Here is a 19,686-nt window from a genome sequence, read left to right as displayed (position 1 = left end):
CTGACATCATCAATTAAGTTGAAAAGTCAAAATGTTAAGTACATATGTACAAGGGCTTGCAGTTGGGATGAGCCTTATTATTGCCATTGGGGCTCAAAATGCATTTGTGCTAAAACAGGGGCTTAAAAAGCAGTTTGTTTTTTGGGTATGTTTTGTCTGTGCACTGTCGGATTCGATTTTAATTGTCTTGGGCGTTTCTGGTTTTTCAAAAGTGCTTCAGCACTATCCTGAAATTATTCAGTTTTCCAAATGGGCAGGGGCAATTTTTTTATTTTGTTATGGATTTCAACATTTGCTACGGGCATTTAAATCACAGCAGGGCTTGGAGGCAAGTCCCATTGAAAAGCATCATCTAGTGAATATTGTTTTGCTGTGTTTGGCGCTGACTTGGCTTAATCCGCATGTTTATTTAGATACGGTTATTTTACTGGGTTCTATTTCAACACAGTTTGAGCAACCTGCGTACTTTGCTTTAGGGGCTGTGTGTGCATCTTGGTTGTTTTTCTTTGCTTTGGGCTATGGTGCTCGTGTGCTTATCCCCATTTTTGCCAATCCGAAAGCGTGGAATGTACTGGATGGGATCATCGCGCTGGTGATGTGGGGAATCGCCATTTCACTGCTTGTGAAATAAAAAGCGCGTACAATAAATCTATGAAATAAAAAATCATACAAAACAAAGCCCGCATTTGCGGGCTGATGTACATTAAGCCTGTAATGCTTTTAAGTCCTCTAAAACTTGTTCAGCATGTCCCGCAGCTTTTACCTTACGATACTCTTTAACCAACTTACCGTTATGAAAAATAAAAGTTGAGCGCTCAATGCCCATCACTTTTTTACCATACATATTTTTTTCTTTAATCACATCAAAGTGTTTACACAGCACTTCTTCTTTGTCGCTAATTAAATTAATGGTTAAAGCCTGCTTTTCTGTAAAATTTTGGTGTGCTTTAACCGAGTCACGGGAAACACCAATGATTGTGGTTTGTAGGGCATCAAACTGATCTTTTAAACATGAAAAACCAACGGCTTGAGTGGTGCAACCTGGCGTTGAATCTTTCGGGTAAAAGTACACAATCAGCCACTCAGTCGGCACTTCAGTTAAGTTCACTTCACCTGTTGTGGCTGGAAAGTTCTGATTTGGAAGTTGGATCGTATCAGTCATGTTCTATCCTTAAATGTCGCATTGTTCTAATTCAAGTGGTAAAAAGGCATAATTTTCGTGATACAGAATATCACCTTTAACAACTGAAAGTGGATGTTTGAAAATTGGGCCATCAATCACCGTGGTATGGAATTCACCCGCTTCGCCGCATGGATCAATGCCTCTTGCAACAAGTTCATCTACATAGTCAAGGCTAAGTACTTGACCTAAGTCTTCAGCCTTCATGCCTAAGTTTAAGTTGACCGTAACGATGATGCTTTGAAAACCAAGCTGAATAAGCTCATGCACAATGTCTGAACGTGGACGTTGCCACAATGGCATACATAAGCTGAGCTCACTTTTATCGCAAACGGATTGATTCCATTCAGCATGTGCCATTAAATCAATATCACCTGTGACTAAACTTTCTGCTCCAAGAGCTTGAGCTTTTCGTAACAGTTGAATGAACTGGTTTTCATAGTCTTGCCATGTCGCAGAGGCACTGTAGATGGGAAGTCCAATTGCTTTTGCCTGTGCATGAATAATATCGAGAGACATTCCATGTGAGCGTGATTTCAGACCTTGCTCTTCTAACATGACAATTAATGCAACAGGTTCACCCATTTGCATCGCTTGGTATAAAGCAAGGCTGCTGTCTTTTCCACCACTATATGACGCAACAAATTTGCGATTTTGGGCGCGTGTATTCCATTGGATGAGCATATTTTCAAGTTCTATCTATTTTGAACATATAAAAAAGCCTGCATAGAGCAGGCTTCATTCACATTCAGTGAATTATTTTTTCGGAGCAGCTTTCATTGCTTCTTCAGTTAAAGATTTTAATTTACCTGTTAACTGTGGACCGAAACATGTTTGTAAGTCGTTATTTTGCTTTTGTACAAAAGCTAAAGTAGACGGGCTTTTCTTTTGGTTGATCGCACTTTGGATTTCCCATTTTTGTGCATTGGTCAACTTACCATCAGCTTCAACTGCACAAGTACAGTATTTGCTTACTTCTGCTGCACTAAGCTTTTTGCTTTTTGCAGTTTCTTCTTTACAAACATTAATCAATGCCGATTTTACATTGCTGCTTTTATACGCTTCTTGTAATTTGTTCGATTCAGCAGCATTTGAAGCTGTAGCGAACAATGCAGCTGCAGACACCAATGTAGAAAGCAAAATGTTTGATTTTAAATTTTTCATAAACTGTACCTTGTCGTTACGGTATATAACGCGTTGGGTCTGCTACGCCAGCATCTGCAAAACCTTCTTTACGAAGACGGCAACTGTCGCATTTCCCACAAGCACGTCCTTGGTCATCTGCTTGGTAGCAAGACACCGTTTGACTATAGTCTACGCCATGTTCTATACCTAAGCGAATAATATTTGCTTTGGATAAATGTAACAGAGGTGTTTCAAATTTAAGAGGTTTTCCTTCAACGCCAACCTTGGTTGCAAGGCGAGCCATGTTGGCAAATGCCTCTATAAATTCAGGTCGACAGTCAGGATACCCTGAATAATCAACAGCATTAATACCAATCACAATGGCTTCGGCATCTAAAACTTCTGCTGCTGCTAGGGCATAAGATAAGAAAATCGTGTTACGTGCTGGAACATAAGTTACAGGAATACCGACTTGTTCATGATCTGGAACATCAATGCTATGGTCTGTTAACGCAGAACCACCCAAATTACCTAAGTCGATATTAATGACACGATGTTCTACGCCTGCTTTTTTCGCAAGTTCGCGTGCAGCATCGAGCTCAGTGGTTGAGCGTTGACCATACATAAAGCTGAGCGCTGTACAGTCATACTGTGCTTGCGCCCATGCTAAACAAGTTGTTGAGTCTAAACCGCCAGATAACAAAACTATGGCACGAGGGCGCATACAACTTTCTCCAAATATAAATTAAAGATGAATAGGCAATGTATTAGCGACCAGTTTCGTCATTCCAAAGCAACTTGTGGAGTTGGAGTTGGAAGCAAACAGGGAGATGGTCTTCTAATATCCATTGCGCTAAGTCACGCGCAAGTTGAGGTAAACGAGCAGCACCTTTCTCAACGGCAAAAGCAGGAGAGAACCATACTGTGCTGACTTTTTCATTGAGTTTATAGTCTTCAACTTGCTGTTTTGACCACTCATAATCCTCACGGTTACAAATTACAAATTTGATTTGGTCGTGCTGGGTTAAATGGTCGAGATTCGAAAGCAAATTTCGTGCAACTTCACCTGAAGTTGGGGTTTTCAAATCTAATACTTTTGAAACACGTGGGTCAACCTTAGACACATCTAAAGCGCCACTGGTTTCTAAAGAGACTGCACAGCCAAGATCTGCAAGACGTTGCATTAGAGGTAATGCATTGGGCTGTGCAAGGGGTTCACCACCTGTCACGCAGACATAAGGGGTTTTAAAATCAAGCGTGGTTTGAATAATCTGATCTAAAGATTGACGTTCGCCACCTTCAAACGAGTAGGTCGTATCGCAGTAGGTACAACGTAGTGGACAACCCGTTAAACGAATAAAAACTGTTGGCAGTCCTGAGGTGTTGGCTTCTCCTTGCAAAGAATAAAAGATCTCCGTGATACGTAGACCCGCAGAAGGATCAGAAACAGGGATAGCAGAAGATCGAAGCGTATTCATAGCAAAATTAAACCACAGGTTAGAAAAACAAAAATCTCTACGGCTAGTCTTAACCGTAGAGATGAGGAACTTTAGTTCCGCACGACAACTAAAAATTATTCGTCGCGTAGTAAATCGTTCAAGCTCGTTTTAGAACGTGTTTGTGCATCTACTTTTTTCACGATGATTGCAGCATACAGGCTGTAAGTACCGCATTTAGAAGGTAAGCTACCTGCAACTACAACAGAACCTGCTGGTACACGACCATAGTGAATTTCGCCAGTTGCACGGTCAAAAATCTTAGTCGATTGACCAATGAACACGCCCATAGAAATTACAGAACCTTCTTCTACGATCACGCCTTCTACGATTTCAGAACGTGCGCCGATGAAGCAGTTGTCTTCAATAATCGTTGGGTTTGCTTGAAGTGGCTCAAGAACACCACCAATTCCTACACCACCAGATAAGTGAACGTTTTTACCAATTTGAGCACATGAACCCACAGTTGCCCATGTGTCAACCATGGTGCCTTCGTCAACATATGCACCAATGTTCACATAAGAAGGCATTAACACCACATTTTTCGCTTGGAAAGAACCTTTACGTGCAACCGCAGGAGGAACAACACGTACGCCAGCCGCTTTAAACTGTTCTTCAGTCCAACCTGTAAATTTGGTATCTACTTTGTCGTAGAATTGAAGGTCACATGACTCAATTGGTTTGTTGTCATTTAGTTTGAATGATAAAAGTACAGCTTTTTTCACCCATTGATGAACAACCCACTCACCATCAATTTTTTCAGCAACACGTAATGTCCCGTTATCTAAACCAGCAATGACTTCTTCAACTGCTGCACGAACTTCAGCAGGACAGTCCGCTGCTGTAAAATTCGCACGGTCTTCAAACGCTTGTTCAATAATTGTTGAAAGCTGAGACATGATCTTCCTTCCAGAAAAAAAATTTTCCTGATTTTACACTAAATTGTGCAGAGAATAGATGAAAAAACAGCATAGGATCGGAAATAATAATGAATGATTGGAAATAAGACTTTTAGATCTGTTTGAGTAAAGGCGTTAAGTAAAGAATTGCGATTTACAACAACAAGAAAGTATAAAATGTATCAAAAAATAACAAAAACAGCCCAAATCTAGAATAAAAAACAGTCAGAGGGTGTTTTAAGATGGGCTCATCAAAAAATTGTAAATGATGTAAAAAAATCTTTAATTGGAGGAGAAAAAACATGAAATCATTACGTTTAGTTGCAATCGCAGCAGCAATGTCAGCAGTCGCAGGTACAGCTTTTGCTGATGATGCAGTCGTAAAAGATGGTTATGCTTTTGACCAAAATAAATTAATTCCTACTGGTGTTCGTGCTGAAGTTGGTACAACAGGTTATGGCGGTGCTTTGTTGTGGACAGCTAACCCATATGTTGGTTTAGCTTTAGGTTATAACGGTGGTGACATTTCATGGTCTGATGATTTGTCTATCGATGGCACCAAATACGACATGGATATGGACAACAGCCTTGCTTATTTAAATGCTGAGATTCGTCCATGGGGTACAAGTACAAATCGATGGGCTCAAGGTTTATACGTTGCAGCAGGTGTAGGTTATGTCGATTCTGAGTATGACCTGAAGAAGCGCTCAAGTGATGGTACGATTAAAGTAAATGGTAACAACTATAACTTTAATGGTGAAGTTTCAGGAAAAATGGGTTACGAAAACAATATTGCTCCCTATGTTGGTCTAGGTTTAGCACCTAAGATTAATCAAAACTGGGGTGTCTTTGGTGAAGTGGGTGCGTACTATACAGGCAACCCATCTGTAGACTTAACATCGAAAGGTAACTTTGTAAACGTGAATGGCGCTGATTTTGATAGAGATTTAGCTGCTGAAGAAAACAAAATCCGTAACGATGATAAATATGAGTGGATGCCAGTTGCAAAATTGGGTGTAAGTTACCACTGGTAATTAACACATAAAAAAACGAGCTTCGGCTCGTTTTTTTATGTCTGACTTTAACTAAAGTCTTTAAAAATGATGGGCTAATTTTAGTCCAAAGATCCATGCATCATTATCATTCAGCGCTGAAAGTCCTGTAATGTTTGCCAGTGGATTTGAGTCGGAAGATGTTTTGGACTTCTTAAAATGCAAATAATATAGACTAGCCGCAATATCAAACTCAGTGTTGTATGTATACATGCTACCTAGACCAATGCCTTGATAACCATCACTTGGATTAAGCGTAGATGCAGGGTTATTAATCCCAGAGTCCCAGAGCAGTTCCATAGTACTCAGCCACTTTTTGTTCCATACGTGTGCTAGGCCAAGTTTTGCAGACCATTGATCTTCATTGTACTGAATAAGTTTGACGTCTGTGGCTTCTGGGTAAAACAGCGCAACATAATCGATCACAGCTTTAAATTTGGGTGGTTGAATGACAAAGTCTTGCCAATTCACCCAGCGTAGCGTCCCATACAAGATATTTTGATAAGGAAGTCCTGTCATGAAATCAAGGTTTACAGATTGAGGTGTTTTCACTTCCATCACATTGGGTGTATCTACGCCGACTTCGATAGACTCTGTTGTGGTGATTTCATGCTTAATGGCTGAGCGGTAAGTCAACGATGTTCTAAAATAATATTCAGGGATTTGATAACTAATACCTGCTAACCAGCCCAAGCTTTCATCTTGTTTAAACTCGGCATCATAGCCATCAAACACAGAATAGGCCTGACCTTTCGCTTTTAAAGAGCCTGCAAAGCTTTGATAGCTTAAACCGCCATAGATTTCCCATTGTGGGTTGAATTGGTAGCCTAAAAGCGAGCTGAGATTATGACTTTCAAAGTCGATATCGGCAGATTCAACCTCATAACTTTCACCGTAAATCTTTGGGCGATAGCGATAATCGATGTCTACAGCAAAAGGCTGGTCATAAATGACAGCAAATTTAAACTGAGGGTTAAGTTGTAGCTTTAGTGCAGCTCCCAGCATTACTTGTTCATTGCTTAAATTGCCTGTTGAAAAGTCAGTGATGCCAAACTGTTGTAGTGTCTCGACCTGTTGAACTTGGCCAGAAACATCTGGATCAATATAAGCCAAAGAAATTTCTGCATAATTTCCATGTTCAAAAAAGGATTGTATCGTTTGACCTGATCGTTCAAAAGCAGCAGCAAAGCATGATCCCGACGAATAGAAACATAAACAAAGTAATGGAGAGCCCAACAGATTTTTATTCACTGTTATTGCTCACTAGTATTTTTATCGTTTGATCAAATAATACACGATGCCCATTTAAAGTATATGGGTTTAAAATAAAAAAGAGGCACGATGGCCTCTTTTTTAGAATAAAGAATGGTTTAGTCGTCTGGATAAGCTACTCTTTTAAGAGCTTTAATGTCTGCATCTGGTGAGCACAACGAGATAAATTCATAGCCATAACCACGCAGGAGGTGACCTTTACGCACTGCAATCCATGTGGTATTGAGACCAAAAATATCAGTTGGAATTTGTTTTAAACGATAGTCACGTTCAACGTCATACGCCACATTATTGACAATACCAACGCCCATGTTAAGTTCAACGTAGGTTTTGATGACATCGGCATCTAAAGCAGACATTACGATGTCGACATCCATACCTGCATCTTCAAAAGCTTTGTCAATTTTTGAACGTCCTGTGAAACCGCCGTGATAGGTAATCAGTGGATATTCCGCCAAGTCTGCAATACTAATATTTTGTTTGCTTGCCAGTGGGTGATTTTGTGGGGTAATAATACTGTGTTGCCAATTATAGAATGGCACGCTAGCCAGATTATCTTCTGTGGTCAGTGATTCAGTTGCAATACCAATATCAGCTTCACCTTGCAGAAGCATTTCGGTAATTTCAACAGGACTGGCTTGTTGCAAAATAAGATGAACCTTTGGAAACTCTTTTTTGAATTGATTGACAATCGGCGGTAGCACATAACGCGCTTGCGTATGTGTAGTTGCAATCGTCAAAGTACCTTCATCGACACGGTTAAAATCATCTGCAAGACGTTTAATATTGTCCGCGTCGACCAACATGCGTTCAACAATACCCAGTAGTGCTTGACCTGGTTCAGTTAAACCGAGTAAGCGTTTCCCTTTACGAATAAAAAGCTGTACGCCTAATTCATCTTCTAGGTCTTTGATGTGCTTACTGACGCCTGACTGAGAGGTATACAGTGCAGCAGAGGCTTCGGTGAGGTTGAAGTTTTGTCTCACCGTTTCTCGAATAATTCTGAGTTGTTGAAAGTTCATAGTTTTGGATCTCTTTTATGATGAATGAGGCATTCAACATGCCCCATTCAATTGGTCTTAAGCCGCAGGTTTTGCAAATAAATGCAAGTTTGATGGGCTTAACCATACCGTTTGATTAGGTCTAAATTGGTGTAATTTTGCTTCTTCAGAAGTCAGTGAGATTTCAATCAGTTTGCCTTGGCGATCATGGAGCTCTGCAACCACTTTGCCCGCGATCCATAATTCTCGTACGAACGTTGCTTGGATGGCGTTGTCTTGCGGCTGTGCATGAATACGTAATTCATCTGGACGGGCAAAGGCAATCACGTCGCCCGAAGGTGCATTAAGTAAAGAATCTAATTGAATACGGTCTTCACCAATTTGGATCGTCCCTGCGTTATTTTGGCCTTCGAAACGGTTCGCTTGACCTAAGAAATCAAACACAAACGGCGTTGCAGGCTTTTCATAAACCTCGCGGGGTGATCCAATTTGCTCGACATTCCCTTTATTCATCACAATGATTTGATCCGCGACTTCTAAAGCTTCTTCTTGGTCATGCGTTACAAAGATTGAGGTGATATGAAGTTCATCATGCAAAGTACGCAACCAACGACGGAGCTCTTTACGTACTTTTGCATCCAAAGCACCAAAAGGTTCATCTAGTAACAGTACGCGTGGTTCAACTGCCAAAGCACGTGCCAGTGCAATACGTTGACGTTGACCGCCAGAAAGTTGAGCTGGGTAACGATCTGCCAAGAACCCCAATTGGACTAAGTCCAGTAAACGCGTGACACGTTTTTTAATTTCAGCTTCAGATGGGCGTGTTGCACGTGGGCGAACGCGGAGACCAAAGGCGATATTGTCAAATACGGTCATATGGCGAAACAAGGCATAGTGCTGAAATACAAAGCCAACTTCACGTTCACGTACGTGTACATTGGTTGCATCTTCACCTTCCAAGATGACTTGACCGCCATCTGCGGACTCAAGTCCCGCAATAATACGAAGCAGAGTGGTTTTACCACAGCCTGATGGGCCGAGTAATGCAACCAATTGACCATCAGGAAAATCGAGAGAAATGTTATTCAGCGCATGGAACGCACCAAAGTGTTTTTCAATATTTTTAACTTGAATACTCATGAGGTCATTCCTTTAAACTGTTGAATCATTATGTTTGTTTTGCTTTTCTTGGCGAAGCTCAACCCATGTTTTTAAAACAAGAGTCACAATTGCTAAAAGTGCCAAGAGTGAAGACACAGCAAAAGCCGCACTAAAGGTATATTCGTTATAGAGAATTTCGACATGCAGAGGCAAGGTATTGGTTTCACCACGAATATGACCTGAAACGACCGATACCGCACCAAATTCACCCATTGCACGTGCATTACACAGAATGACGCCGTAAATTAAACCCCATTTAATATTGGGTAGGGTTACTTTCCAGAAGGTTTGCCAGCCTGATGCACCCAGCACAATCGCAGCTTCTTCTTCTTCCGTACCTTGAGCTTCCATGAGCGGAATAAGTTCACGTGCAACAAAAGGAACGGTAATAAAGATTGTTGCTAATACAATGGCAGGAACGGCATACAAAATTTTGATGTCGTTATCCATAAGCCAACTACCGAACCAACCTTGCGTACCAAAAATCAGCACCAGCATTAAACCTGCGATAACAGGAGATACTGAAAATGGCATATCAATAATTGTGGTTAAGATGGATTTACCACGAAAGTTAAACTTGGCCACACACCAAGCGGCTGCAACACCAAATACCACATTTAGTGGAACTGCAATCACCGCGGTTAATAAAGTGAGTTTGACTGCGGAGAGCGTGTCTGGATGAACCAAGGCTTGTGCATAGACGCCAACCCCTTGTTTAAAGGCCTCAACGAACACCAAAATCAGCGGTAAGATCAAACAGCTCAAAAAGAACAGCAGAGCAATCGTAATCAGGGTATAGCGTACCCAAGTTGGCTCACGTGTTGCATCACGCGATTGTAGCTTTTCAGCAAGCGCATTACTGTTGATATTCATCGTGCTGTTCTCCCTGTACGACGGCTTGCCCATGCTTGTAACAAGTTAATCAGGAATAAAATGGCAAAAGACAGCACCAACATGACGACTGCAATCGTGGTTGCACCTGCATAGTCATATTCTTCTAAGCGTGAAATAATCATGAGCGGCGCAATTTCTGTTTTAAACGGTTGGTTCCCTGCAATAAAGATCACTGAACCATATTCACCGACGCCACGAGCAAAGGCAAGTGCAAAACCTGTGATGAGTGCTGGAAATAAAATCGGCAAAATCACTTTGGTCACAATCTGTAAACGGTTGGCACCTAATGCTGATGCAGCTTCTTCTAACTCTGTTTCCAAGTCACTGAGAACAGGTTGCACAGTCCGTACCACAAAAGGAATACCAATAAAAATTAGTGCCAATGTAATACCAATTGGGGTGTAGGCCACTTGAATCCCTAAAGGCTCAAGATACTGACCGATCCAACCTGTAGGCGCATAAAGCGAGGTGAGTGCAATACCTGCAACCGCGGTGGGTAAGGCAAACGGCAAGTCGACCAAGGCATCTACAATGCGTTTACCCGGAAAACGATAACGAACCAAACACCACGCTAGAAGGAGACCAAAAACCACATTAATAAACGCGGCGATCAGGGCTGTACTAAAACTGAGCTGCAAAGATTTTAAAATACGTTCTGAACTTAAAATTTCCCATAACCCATCCCAACCAATGCCTAAAGATTTAATGAAAACAGCGGACAATGGAATAAGAACGATTAATGACAAATATGCTAGGGTAAAGCCTAGAGAAAGACCAAATCCTGGCAGCACTCGGGATCGCTGCGACATGATTACTCCTCAAAGAGAGAAAGCTGACCTAAAAAGAGTCAGCTCAAATAAAACTGAATTTCGGCACAAGTATCATTTGCAGCGTTTAAATTGCAAATTTAAATAAATACTTGCTTTCATTGTAAAAACTAATGTTTTTTAGCACATTTTCTGAAATCAAAAAATCATAAATTTCAGGGAATGGCCCAAAACCTGACGCAACATTAATATGTCCGACTTGGCCCAAGTTCTTAGGCCTAATTTTCCATGCTTTTGCCAGTTGCAGCGCATCTTGAAAATTGAGCCAAGGATCATTTTCACTGATGATCATTTGGGTAGGAACTTGTAGCTTGAGTTGGTGGAAATACTGTTGATAGTCGTTTTGGCTCTCACGAGCAAAACCAGCATCACCAAAGCGAGCAGGGTTGGCCGGTGCAACCAGAACTAAATTTTTGATGTTTTGATTTAGTTCAGGATGCTGTGCTAAAGCAGCGACTGTCGTTAGACAGCCAAAGCTATGCGCCACAATTTGAATCGGTTCCTGAATGGATTGAACCGTTTTGATAAATTGCTCAACCCACTCATGGAGTATGGGTTTATTCCAATCCTGCTGCTGCACACGAGAGCACGACTTGAGCTGACGTTGTAACCATGATTGCCAGTGGTCATGTTCACTCCCACCCACGCCTGGTACAATTACAGTATGAATCATGTCGATGCTCCCTTACAGCTATTTACTGGACTCGGTTTTATTTCGTCGTATTGGCTTTCACAATTTGGTCAAATACACCACCATTTTCAAAGTGCTGTTTTTGTACCTTGCTCCAACCACCAAATTCTTTATCAATGGTCACCAACTTCAACGGTTTGAATGTGGTTGCATATTTTTTCAAGACAGTTGCATTACGTGGGCGATAGAAGTTTTTCGCTGCAATTTCCTGTCCAGCAGGTGAATACAAATAGTTGAGATATGCTTTCGCCAGATTCAGATTGCCGTCTTTTTCCGCATTCTTTTCAACAATGGCAACGGGTGGTTCTGCCAAAATAGATAGCGAAGGCGTCACGATCTCAAATTTACCCGGTTGTTCACGAATTGCTAAGTGTGCTTCATTTTCCCATGCTAAGAGAACATCACCGATACCGCGTTCAGCAAAGGTTGTGGTTGCACCACGTGCACCTGAATCCAGCACTTTGGTATTTTTATAAATTTTACGCACGAATTCTTGTGCTTTGGCATCGTTACCCGCAGGTTGATGTTTCGCCCAAGCCCAAGCTGCTAAATAGTTCCAGCGTGCACCGCCCGATGTTTTTGGATTTGGTGTAATAATGCCAACACCCGGCTTAACGAGGTCGCCCCAGTCTTTAATGCCTTGTGGGTTACCTTTACGGACGAGGAATACAATAGTCGAAGTATATGGTGTCGAGTTATTGGGTAATTTCTTTTGCCAGTTGGTCGGTAAAAGTTTTGCTTTTTCAGCAATTACATCGATATCTGCTGCAAGAGCAAGTGTCACCACATCTGCACCTAAACCATCAATGACCGAACGAGCTTGTTTACCCGAGCCGCCGTGAGACTGTTTGAAGTTAATGTCTTGCCCTGTGCGTTGTTTCCAATAAGCGCCAAACTGTTTGTTGACGTCTTCATAGAGTTCGCGTGTTGGATCATATGACACGTTAAGGAAATCTTTTGCTGCAACACCAAAAGATGTGACTGAAACTAGCGCCGCTAGTACCCCAATTTTTAACTTAGATAAGCTCATGTGAGACCTCAAATTTTAAACGTTTTTAAACATGAGGCAAGAATACTGTGAGTCTTATTGCTAAAAAAATAATAAAAAATGAATTTTATATGAATAAAAAAGAAAAAGAGTTCTGCTTAGAATTCATTAAACTAAAGCAGAAAATTGTTTCAGGGTAGATAGGCATGCATTGCTATAAAAATGCACAAGAAATCAAGCAAATAGAATTATTAGATCGTGCATTTCATTATGGAGATGGTTGTTTTAGTACAGCGCGTATCCGTGAGGGTGTGATTGAGCTAGAGTCTCTACACATAGCACGCTTGAAATTGGCCTGTGAAAGACTGTTGTTGTCAGCAGATTTAGCCTTTATTCAGCACAGCATCGTACAATTAAAACAAACCTATGCGCACTTAAACGGAACGCTGAAGATTATTATTAGTCGGGGTGAAGGGCAGCGCGGTTATAGTTTGCCAACACATTCTGCTGACGTTTGGGTTTTTTTCTATCCGCAAGCATCAGAGGCTTTGACATACAGCGAAATTGATTCAGGGATACTGCAACATGCGATTGGGTTAAGTATGCCGCAAATGGTGGGTGTGAAAAGCTTAAACCGTTTAGAGCAAGTCTTACTCAAGCATGAGGCGGAACAACATGGCTGGTTGGAAGCGTTGGTCACAGATGTGCAAGGTTCTGTCGTTGAAGGTGTGAGCAGTAATTGTTTCATTCTGCTAAATGATCGATGGATTAGTCCCGAACTTCGTTATAATGGCGTGCACGGTGTCATGCGTGCCGAAATATTGGCACGGATGCAGCAACAAGGGATGAGCTGTGAGCTGAGAATGATTGATATGGAAGAAATTCCACGCTTTCAAAGTTTATTTTTCTGTAATGCCTTGAGTCCTATGAAAATAGCCAAAAGTTTGAATCATCAGCATTTAGATGTTCAGCCGTGTATAGATTTGTTCCATCGTCTTCAACTTAATCAGATGCAGTAGTATGTCCGCAGCCAAAACCAAATCGAAAAAGAAAACGCAACCACCCCAACGCAAAGTGAAAGGGTTGTTATTGATTGCTGTGAGCATCATTGTTTTATTGATGATTGTACTGTGGTCGAGTTTATTTAAATCCTATCCTGTCGAAGGTAAAAAGCAGTTATTGGCAATTAACTCAGGCGATACCTATTCCGGTTTTGTTGACCGCTTAGCCAAAGAAGACATGGCTAGTTTTCCTATTATTTTAAAGCTGTACCAAAAAATATTTATTCATGACACCTTGAAAGCCGGTGTTTATGAAGTGCGTGAAGGTATGAGTATTCGCCAAGTTTTGGATATGATTTCCAATGTCGATAATGCCGAGATGAATCGTATATTGGTGATTGAGGGGACGACCTTTAAACAGCTGATCGAGGCGTTGAAAAAGGATGCATTGGTTAAAAAGGAAGTCTCCAATTTACCCATGGATCAGCTTTTAAAAGCCTTAGATATTCCGTATACGCATGCTGAAGGACTTTTTGCCCCCGATACTTACTTCTTCGCCAAAGGGGAGTTAGACAAAAAAATCTTAACGGATTTATACAAACGCCAAATGAAAGCTTTAGATGAAGCGTGGGCAAACCGTGCGGCGAATTTGCCGTATAAAGACAAATACGAAGCCTTGATCATGGCCTCTATCATTGAAAAAGAAACCAATGTTGACTGTGAACTGGAGCAAGTTTCAGGTGTGTTTGCGCGTCGTCTTCAACTCGGCATGCGTTTGCAAACGGACCCGACCGTGATTTATGGCATGGGCGATAAATATACAGGCAACATTACCCGCCAAGACTTGCGTACCCCAACAGCCTATAATACTTATACCATCAATGGCTTACCTCCTACGCCAATTGCTTTACCAAGTAAAAAAGCCATTGAAGCCACCATGCATCCAGACAACAGCAAAAACATCTACTTTGTTGCAACGGGTAATGGTGGGCACACATTTAGTGAGACTTTAGAGCAGCACAACCAAGCTGTAAAAGAATATCTCAGCGTTTTAAAAACCAAGAAGGATGAATAGATGTTTATTAGTTTTGAGGGCACAGAAGGTGTCGGTAAAACCACACTGATTCGCAAAATTTATGAGCATCTAGAACAACAAGGTCAGCAGGTTGTTTTAACGCGTGAGCCAGGTGGTACACCAATGGCTGAGCAAATTCGCTCGCTATTATTGTCAGTCAATCATGAAGAGTCGATGTCGAATGATACCGAACTGCTGCTGATGTACGCGGCTCGTGCACAGCATTTACAACAAGTGATCGTGCCTGCTTTAACGGAACATAAAACCGTATTGTGTGACCGTTTTACCGATGCCAGCTTTGCTTATCAATGTGTAGGACGTGGTTTAAGCCAGTCGAAGCTGCAACTGCTGAATGAGAACTTTGTCAGCCATATGCCGAATATTACATTTTGGCTTGATGCTCCGATTGAGACAGGCATGTCTCGTGCGCGGGAACGGGGAGCTTTGGACCGTTTTGAACAAGAAAAAGTCACTTTCTTTGAAAAAGTTAGAGCAGGTTATCAGCAGTTATGGGAGCAGTATCCTGAGCGGGTCAAACGCTTGGATGCAACCCAGTCACCAGAACAGGTTTTTGCACAAGCGTTGCAATATTTAAACTAAAAATATGCCTGAAATGTTATTTCAGACTGTAGTGAAATACATTTTTCTTTTATAGTCAGTGACAAAGGACTATATGTTGAAGGAAAAATGAAAAGTAACTTAACTGAGATTGTGGCTTTTTTAGAAAAGGAATTTCCGCAAAGTTTAGAAAAATGTCGTATCGAATCTGTCACTGAGCGCGCAGCAACAGTGGTGTATCGAGTAGATGATCGTGATTTGAGACCGGGTGGAACGGTATCAGGCCCAACCATGATGACTCTTGCAGACTATGCATTGTATATCGCTATTTTAGGGGAAATTGGGCTGGTCGGTTTAACCGTGACCACCAATTTATCGGTCAACTTTCTAAGTAAACCCGCAGCATCTACAAATATCCGCGGTGAATGTAAGTTAATGAAAGTTGGCAAAGCATTGGTGGTTGGGGATGTGTGGTTGTATTCAGTGGGTAAGGATGAACCGATTGCACATGTGGTGGGAACTTATTCTATTCCACCCAAATCTTAAAATAATGATCGCATAAAAAAGCCTGACGAATCAGGCTTTTTTTAAATTAGTTATTCACTAAAGGGGTTTCAACTTTAAAATTTAAAGGGGTGAGTACGGTTTTACGCAGTTCATTCGACAGTTCAGGGTAATCTAAAGTGTAGTGTAGACCGCGCGATTCTTTACGCTCCATAGCACAACGCACGATCATTTCAGAGACTAAAACCAAATTACGCAGTTCGATCAGATTTTTGCTGACTTGGTAATCTTGGTAATACTCGGTAATTTCTCGCTTCAACATTTCAATGCGGTGTAGCGCACGTTCAAGACGTTTCGTAGTACGCACAATGCCGACGTAGTTCCACATGGTTTGACGGAGTTCATCCCAGTTCTGCAAAATCACCACATCTTCATCAGGATTCATCACTTGTGAGTCATCCCAAGACGGAGCAGTTGGGGATTGGTAATTTGAATCAAAACTTTTTTCGATGTGCTCTGCTGCACTCATGCCATACACAAAACACTCTAACAGTGAGTTGCTGGCCATACGGTTGGCGCCATGCAAGCCAGTATATGAGGTTTCCCCAATCGCATAGAGACCTGTAATGTCAGTTTGACTGTGTTCATCAACCACTACACCGCCACAGGTATAGTGCGCAGCAGGAACAACAGGAATCATTTCCTTGGTAATGTCGATGCCGAGTTCGAGTAAGCGTGCGTACAAGGTCGGAAAATGTTCTTTAATGAAACTTTCGGGCTTATGGCTAATGTCGAGCCATACGTGACGAATTCCTAAGCGTTTGATTTCATAGTCAATAGCTCGCGCCACAATGTCACGTGGGGCAAGTTCTGCGCGTTCATCAAAGCGCAACATAAAGCGTTCGCCATCGGGTAAACGTAAATAAGCACCTTCACCACGCATTGCTTCAGTAATGAGGAAAGAGCGTGCTTGCGGGTGGTATAAACAGGTTGGGTGGAATTGGTTAAATTCCATATTGGCCACGCGGCAACCCGCACGAAACGCCATGGCAATACCATCGCCCGTTGCAATGTCTGGGTTCGAGGTATACAGATAGGCTTTCATGGCACCGCCACACGCCAGCGCGGTAAAAGGGGCTAAAAAGGTATGTACTTTTTCAGTCTTTTCATCGAGTGCATAGAGTCCTAATGCACGATTTTGTTCTTCCAAGCCCAGTTTTTGAGAGGTAATTAAATCGATGGCGATGTAATTCTCAAAAATGGTGATGTTGTCTTTTTCAATCGCACGCTCAACTAAGGTGGTTGAAATGGCACGACCTGTAGCATCTGCGGCATGAATAATACGGCGTTGAGAATGTCCACCTTCACGTGTTAGATGCAATTGTTCTTGATCATCAAGGGTAAACTGCACGCCGTGTTTCAGTAGAAAATCAACAGAAGGTTTACCGCCTTCAACGGTTTGCTTTACGGCTTCGGTCTCACACAAGTGAGCGCCCGCAATCATGGTGTCATCAATGTGCTGTTCGATGGAATCCGTTTCATCTAAAACAGCGGCAACGCCACCTTGTGCATAGAAGGTACTTGCATCGGTCAGGTTTGATTTTGCAAGAACAGCAATATTGAAATGTTGAGGCAACGATAAGGCCAAGCTCAGGCCTGCACCGCCACTTCCCACAATAATCACATCAAAATGATGTGTTGTGTTTAAATTAGACATGTCCATCAGCTAATTTGGAAAAAGTTCGCTAATGACAGCGCTTTTTTCACGAAAAGGCAAGGGTAAAATCTCTACAATTGATGGGAAATATAAATAAAGAACGTATTTTTTAAGCAAATTTTAAGCTCTTGTTTATACAAACATAATAGAACATATTATTACCCAAGACAGACAAAGATTATGCTAAAAACGCTAATACATAAATTGATAACAAACATATAGGTCAATACTTGATATGAAAAGTCGCGCGATACAAACTGGTTTTTTTGCTGTTGCATGCACAATGGCTGCGGTGCAAACACAAGCAGCACCTGTTGATTTCTCAAACTTAGTTGAGCAAGTTAGCCCTGCGGTAGTGAGTGTCAATGTGGTTAAAAAGATGACTCAAGAAGAGTTACTGCAGCAGCAAATACCTGAGATTTTGAAGCGTTTTTTTGGTAATCAAGTCATTATTCCGCAGCAGCAAGCGCCGCAAGAAAAAACGGCTTATGGCAGCGCATTTTTTATTAGTAAAGATGGGTATTTACTGACAAACCACCACGTCGTAGAAGATGCATCGAAAGTCACGATTATGTTTAATGACCGTCGTGAACTGGATGCAACTGTAGTAGGTAGTGATGAACGAACGGATGTGGCCCTGCTTAAGGTGAATGGTACGAATTTTCCATCACTCCGTGCTGGCAATGTTGATCAATTGCGTGTAGGTGAACCTGTGCTTGCGATAGGTTCACCGTTTGGTTTTGATTACTCGGCTTCGGCAGGAATCGTGAGTGCGAAAATGCGCAATATGATGGGGGAGACATCGGTACCCTTCATTCAAACCGATGTGGCTCTCAACCCAGGAAACTCAGGCGGTCCGTTATTCAACCAACAGGGTGAAGTGGTTGGGGTGAACTCGCGTATCTTCAGTGGTACGGGCGGTTATATGGGGCTGTCTTTCTCGATTCCAATTGATGTCGCAATGGATATTGCTGACCAACTTAAGAAAACCGGCAAAGTGACCCGTTCTTATTTAGGCTTTAATCTACAAGATTTAGACCGTAATTTGGCAGAGTCTTATAATTTGCCAAAACCTGAAGGTTCATTGATTACCAATGTTCAGCCGAATTCACCTGCGCAGAAAGCGGGACTAAAAGCAGGCGATATTATTTTAAAATTCAACGGAACGCCGATTTCACGTACCTCTGAGTTGTTGAACTATTTAAATCGTACCATGCCAAATCAAACGGTACAGCTTGAAGTACTGCGTGATGATAAAAAGCGTAATATATCGGCAACATTAACCACAGCACCAGATGATACACCTGCAAAATCAGATACAGTTACACAAAGTAAAGGGCCTGTGTTAGGTATTGCTATCCGAAATTTAGCACCTGCTGAATTGTCACAGCTCAATGTGAAAGGTGGTGTGTTAATTCAAGAAGTGAAACGTGGCGGTGCAGCAGCACAGTCAGGTATGGCGGCTGGTGATGTGGTCACTCACATTAATAATAAAGTCGTAAAAGACACCAATGATTTTGTCCAAGCGGCGTCTGAGTTGAAAAAAGGTCAGGTTGCCCGCGTTGGAATCATCCGACAAGGCACACCAGCCATTTTAGGGATGCGCATCCAATAAGCGAAAAAAACCACTCTTCGGAGTGGTTTTTTATTTTTTGCAATTTGATGATGTCTGTTATTTGCGTACACTGCCATCTTCATAGGGATATTTAGATTCAATAGAGTGTTTATGAGTAGTATTTTTGACTTAAGACTTCAGGTACAAGCAGAACATATCGACCAGTTAGGCCATGTGAATAATGTGGTTTATATGCATTGGATGCAGGATGTCGCAACAGCACATATTGATGCATTGGGCTTAGGCTTAAAAGAATATATCGAGTTAAAACATGCCATGGTTGCAGTTGAGCATCATGTGCAGTACCGAAAAGCTGCATTTGAAGAGGATGAAATAATCCTACGTACATGGTTTGACGATATAAATGCATTATATTCTTCACGCCAATATGTGTTTTATAGACCCAAAGACAATAGCATTTTATTTGTTGCTCAAACCAAGTGGGCTTGCGTAGAGATTGAAACCGGCCGTGCAAAACGTATGTCACCTAGTTTTACTCAAGCTTACCAACCGCTTGCAAAAGATGTGAATGCCTTAGATTTTTCAATGGATTATTCAAAAAGCCCAGTGAAAAGCGAAAACACGTAAAAAAGCGTCAGAGTTGTGAAAAGGAAGCGTATTAATATGGAT

At 41.7% G+C, this 19,686-nt stretch carries 22 protein-coding genes; 8 read left to right on the top strand and 14 right to left on the bottom strand.

The genetic code is table 11. From position 1 onward, the window contains the following. Positions 1-31 precede the first annotated feature (31 nt). Complete coding sequence (locus tag F946_RS07005; protein ID WP_004980584.1) at positions 32-631, top strand: LysE/ArgO family amino acid transporter; 600 nt, start codon at positions 32-34, stop codon at positions 629-631. Positions 632-703: 72 nt separating this feature from the next. Here the strand turns inward: F946_RS07005 and F946_RS07000 are convergent, their stop codons facing one another. The 6 genes from F946_RS07000 to dapD all read right to left on the bottom strand — a co-directional run bounded on the left by F946_RS07000 (position 704) and on the right by dapD (position 4,700). Next, entirely contained in the window at positions 704-1,162 is a 459-nt protein-coding gene (locus tag F946_RS07000) for a peroxiredoxin (RefSeq protein ID WP_004693838.1), read from the bottom strand. Between the two features lie 9 nt (positions 1,163-1,171). Further along, positions 1,172-1,864 carry a Dph6-related ATP pyrophosphatase gene (locus tag F946_RS06995; protein ID WP_004980582.1) on the bottom strand — a complete coding sequence of 231 codons (693 nt, stop codon included), beginning with the start codon at positions 1,862-1,864 and terminating at the stop codon, positions 1,172-1,174. A 72-nt stretch (positions 1,865-1,936) separates the two neighbouring features. Next, entirely contained in the window at positions 1,937-2,344 is a 408-nt protein-coding gene (locus F946_RS06990) for a hypothetical protein (protein WP_004980581.1), read from the bottom strand. A gap of 16 nt (positions 2,345-2,360) precedes the next feature. Continuing rightward, positions 2,361-3,029, bottom strand: a complete 669-nt coding sequence (gene queC / locus F946_RS06985; protein WP_004980579.1) for a 7-cyano-7-deazaguanine synthase QueC — start codon at positions 3,027-3,029, stop codon at positions 2,361-2,363. A gap of 43 nt (positions 3,030-3,072) precedes the next feature. Further along, the gene (gene queE, locus F946_RS06980) at positions 3,073-3,783 is read right to left on the bottom strand and encodes a 7-carboxy-7-deazaguanine synthase QueE (RefSeq protein ID WP_004980577.1); all 711 of its coding nucleotides are present in this window, start codon (positions 3,781-3,783) and stop codon (positions 3,073-3,075) included. A gap of 95 nt (positions 3,784-3,878) precedes the next feature. Then, entirely contained in the window at positions 3,879-4,700 is an 822-nt protein-coding gene (dapD, locus tag F946_RS06975; protein ID WP_004693827.1) for a 2,3,4,5-tetrahydropyridine-2,6-dicarboxylate N-succinyltransferase, read from the bottom strand. Positions 4,701-5,002: 302 nt separating this feature from the next. Here dapD and carO point away from each other — a divergent pair, with 302 nt between their 5' ends. Continuing rightward, positions 5,003-5,734, top strand: a complete 732-nt coding sequence (gene carO / locus F946_RS06970; protein ID WP_004980573.1) for an ornithine uptake porin CarO type 4 — start codon at positions 5,003-5,005, stop codon at positions 5,732-5,734. Between the two features lie 60 nt (positions 5,735-5,794). On the opposite strand, the gene F946_RS06965 is transcribed toward carO, so the two are convergent. The 7 genes from F946_RS06965 to F946_RS06935 all read right to left on the bottom strand — a co-directional run bounded on the left by F946_RS06965 (position 5,795) and on the right by F946_RS06935 (position 12,628). After that, positions 5,795-7,003, bottom strand: coding sequence for an outer membrane protein transport protein (locus F946_RS06965; protein WP_004980572.1), 1,209 nt, complete (start codon positions 7,001-7,003; stop codon positions 5,795-5,797). A 119-nt stretch (positions 7,004-7,122) separates the two neighbouring features. Continuing rightward, positions 7,123-8,046, bottom strand: a complete 924-nt coding sequence (locus F946_RS06960) for a CysB family HTH-type transcriptional regulator (protein ID WP_004980569.1) — start codon at positions 8,044-8,046, stop codon at positions 7,123-7,125. Positions 8,047-8,103: 57 nt separating this feature from the next. Continuing rightward, entirely contained in the window at positions 8,104-9,165 is a 1,062-nt protein-coding gene (locus F946_RS06955) for a sulfate/molybdate ABC transporter ATP-binding protein (RefSeq protein WP_004980568.1), read from the bottom strand. Between the two features lie 12 nt (positions 9,166-9,177). Next, positions 9,178-10,059 carry a sulfate ABC transporter permease subunit CysW gene (gene cysW / locus F946_RS06950; RefSeq protein ID WP_004980565.1) on the bottom strand — a complete coding sequence of 294 codons (882 nt, stop codon included), beginning with the start codon at positions 10,057-10,059 and terminating at the stop codon, positions 9,178-9,180. Further along, positions 10,056-10,889, bottom strand: coding sequence for a sulfate ABC transporter permease subunit CysT (gene cysT, locus F946_RS06945; protein ID WP_004693816.1), 834 nt, complete (start codon positions 10,887-10,889; stop codon positions 10,056-10,058). Before cysT ends, cysW begins: the two co-directional genes overlap by 4 nt. An 85-nt stretch (positions 10,890-10,974) precedes the next feature. Further along, the gene (locus tag F946_RS06940; RefSeq protein ID WP_004980562.1) at positions 10,975-11,580 is read right to left on the bottom strand and encodes an RBBP9/YdeN family alpha/beta hydrolase; all 606 of its coding nucleotides are present in this window, start codon (positions 11,578-11,580) and stop codon (positions 10,975-10,977) included. A 37-nt stretch (positions 11,581-11,617) separates the two neighbouring features. Beyond that, complete coding sequence (locus tag F946_RS06935; protein WP_004980561.1) at positions 11,618-12,628, bottom strand: sulfate ABC transporter substrate-binding protein; 1,011 nt, start codon at positions 12,626-12,628, stop codon at positions 11,618-11,620. Between the two features lie 164 nt (positions 12,629-12,792). Between F946_RS06935 and pabC the strand changes: the two genes are divergently transcribed. The 4 genes from pabC (at position 12,793) to F946_RS06915 (ending at position 15,766) form a co-directional block, all read left to right on the top strand. Further along, positions 12,793-13,605 (top strand): aminodeoxychorismate lyase, encoded by an 813-nt coding sequence (gene pabC / locus F946_RS06930; protein WP_004980558.1) that lies wholly within the window; start codon positions 12,793-12,795, stop codon positions 13,603-13,605. A gap of 1 nt (position 13,606) precedes the next feature. Further along, positions 13,607-14,662 (top strand): endolytic transglycosylase MltG, encoded by a 1,056-nt coding sequence (gene mltG, locus F946_RS06925; RefSeq protein ID WP_004980556.1) that lies wholly within the window; start codon positions 13,607-13,609, stop codon positions 14,660-14,662. Continuing rightward, positions 14,663-15,262 (top strand): dTMP kinase, encoded by a 600-nt coding sequence (tmk, locus tag F946_RS06920; protein WP_004980554.1) that lies wholly within the window; start codon positions 14,663-14,665, stop codon positions 15,260-15,262. 87 nt (positions 15,263-15,349) lie between these two features. Beyond that, positions 15,350-15,766 (top strand): PaaI family thioesterase, encoded by a 417-nt coding sequence (locus F946_RS06915; RefSeq protein ID WP_004980552.1) that lies wholly within the window; start codon positions 15,350-15,352, stop codon positions 15,764-15,766. 46 nt (positions 15,767-15,812) lie between these two features. On the opposite strand, the gene nadB is transcribed toward F946_RS06915, so the two are convergent. Beyond that, positions 15,813-17,447, bottom strand: coding sequence for an L-aspartate oxidase (gene nadB / locus F946_RS06910; protein ID WP_017397087.1), 1,635 nt, complete (start codon positions 17,445-17,447; stop codon positions 15,813-15,815). A 229-nt stretch (positions 17,448-17,676) separates the two neighbouring features. On the opposite strand from nadB, the gene F946_RS06905 reads away from it, so the two are divergent. Together F946_RS06905 and F946_RS06900 are read left to right on the top strand one after the other, a co-directional pair. After that, on the top strand, positions 17,677-19,056 hold the full coding sequence (locus F946_RS06905) for a Do family serine endopeptidase (protein ID WP_004980546.1): 1,380 nt from the start codon (positions 17,677-17,679) through the stop codon (positions 19,054-19,056). A gap of 111 nt (positions 19,057-19,167) precedes the next feature. Then, positions 19,168-19,644: an acyl-CoA thioesterase gene (locus F946_RS06900; RefSeq protein ID WP_004980545.1), complete on the top strand. Its 477-nt coding sequence runs from the start codon at positions 19,168-19,170 to the stop codon at positions 19,642-19,644. The last annotated feature ends 42 nt before the right edge of the window (positions 19,645-19,686 follow it).

The sequence above is a fragment of the Acinetobacter johnsonii ANC 3681 genome (assembly GCF_000368805.1).
Lineage (GTDB): Bacteria > Pseudomonadota > Gammaproteobacteria > Pseudomonadales > Moraxellaceae > Acinetobacter > Acinetobacter johnsonii.
The sequence above is the reverse complement of the archived record's forward strand: the minus strand, read 5'-3'. Positions and strand labels throughout refer to the sequence as shown.

Bases quoted from the DNA above. Each gene is read 5' to 3' on its own strand.
- F946_RS07005 (WP_004980584.1), top strand. From the start codon at position 32: ATGTTAAGTACATATGTACAAGGGCTTGCAGTTGGGATGAGCCTTATT.
- F946_RS07000 (WP_004693838.1), bottom strand. From the start codon at position 1,162: ATGACTGATACGATCCAACTTCCAAATCAGAACTTTCCAGCCACAACA.
- F946_RS06995 (WP_004980582.1), bottom strand. From the start codon at position 1,864: ATGCTCATCCAATGGAATACACGCGCCCAAAATCGCAAATTTGTTGCG.
- F946_RS06990 (WP_004980581.1), bottom strand. From the start codon at position 2,344: ATGAAAAATTTAAAATCAAACATTTTGCTTTCTACATTGGTGTCTGCA.
- queC (WP_004980579.1), bottom strand. From the start codon at position 3,029: ATGCGCCCTCGTGCCATAGTTTTGTTATCTGGCGGTTTAGACTCAACA.
- queE (WP_004980577.1), bottom strand. From the start codon at position 3,783: ATGAATACGCTTCGATCTTCTGCTATCCCTGTTTCTGATCCTTCTGCG.
- dapD (WP_004693827.1), bottom strand. From the start codon at position 4,700: ATGTCTCAGCTTTCAACAATTATTGAACAAGCGTTTGAAGACCGTGCG.
- carO (WP_004980573.1), top strand. From the start codon at position 5,003: ATGAAATCATTACGTTTAGTTGCAATCGCAGCAGCAATGTCAGCAGTC.
- F946_RS06960 (WP_004980569.1), bottom strand. From the start codon at position 8,046: ATGAACTTTCAACAACTCAGAATTATTCGAGAAACGGTGAGACAAAAC.
- F946_RS06955 (WP_004980568.1), bottom strand. From the start codon at position 9,165: ATGAGTATTCAAGTTAAAAATATTGAAAAACACTTTGGTGCGTTCCAT.
- cysW (WP_004980565.1), bottom strand. From the start codon at position 10,059: ATGAATATCAACAGTAATGCGCTTGCTGAAAAGCTACAATCGCGTGAT.
- cysT (WP_004693816.1), bottom strand. From the start codon at position 10,889: ATGTCGCAGCGATCCCGAGTGCTGCCAGGATTTGGTCTTTCTCTAGGC.
- F946_RS06940 (WP_004980562.1), bottom strand. From the start codon at position 11,580: ATGATTCATACTGTAATTGTACCAGGCGTGGGTGGGAGTGAACATGAC.
- F946_RS06935 (WP_004980561.1), bottom strand. From the start codon at position 12,628: ATGAGCTTATCTAAGTTAAAAATTGGGGTACTAGCGGCGCTAGTTTCA.
- pabC (WP_004980558.1), top strand. From the start codon at position 12,793: ATGCATTGCTATAAAAATGCACAAGAAATCAAGCAAATAGAATTATTA.
- mltG (WP_004980556.1), top strand. From the start codon at position 13,607: ATGTCCGCAGCCAAAACCAAATCGAAAAAGAAAACGCAACCACCCCAA.
- tmk (WP_004980554.1), top strand. From the start codon at position 14,663: ATGTTTATTAGTTTTGAGGGCACAGAAGGTGTCGGTAAAACCACACTG.
- F946_RS06915 (WP_004980552.1), top strand. From the start codon at position 15,350: ATGAAAAGTAACTTAACTGAGATTGTGGCTTTTTTAGAAAAGGAATTT.
- nadB (WP_017397087.1), bottom strand. From the start codon at position 17,447: ATGGACATGTCTAATTTAAACACAACACATCATTTTGATGTGATTATT.
- F946_RS06905 (WP_004980546.1), top strand. From the start codon at position 17,677: ATGAAAAGTCGCGCGATACAAACTGGTTTTTTTGCTGTTGCATGCACA.
- F946_RS06900 (WP_004980545.1), top strand. From the start codon at position 19,168: ATGAGTAGTATTTTTGACTTAAGACTTCAGGTACAAGCAGAACATATC.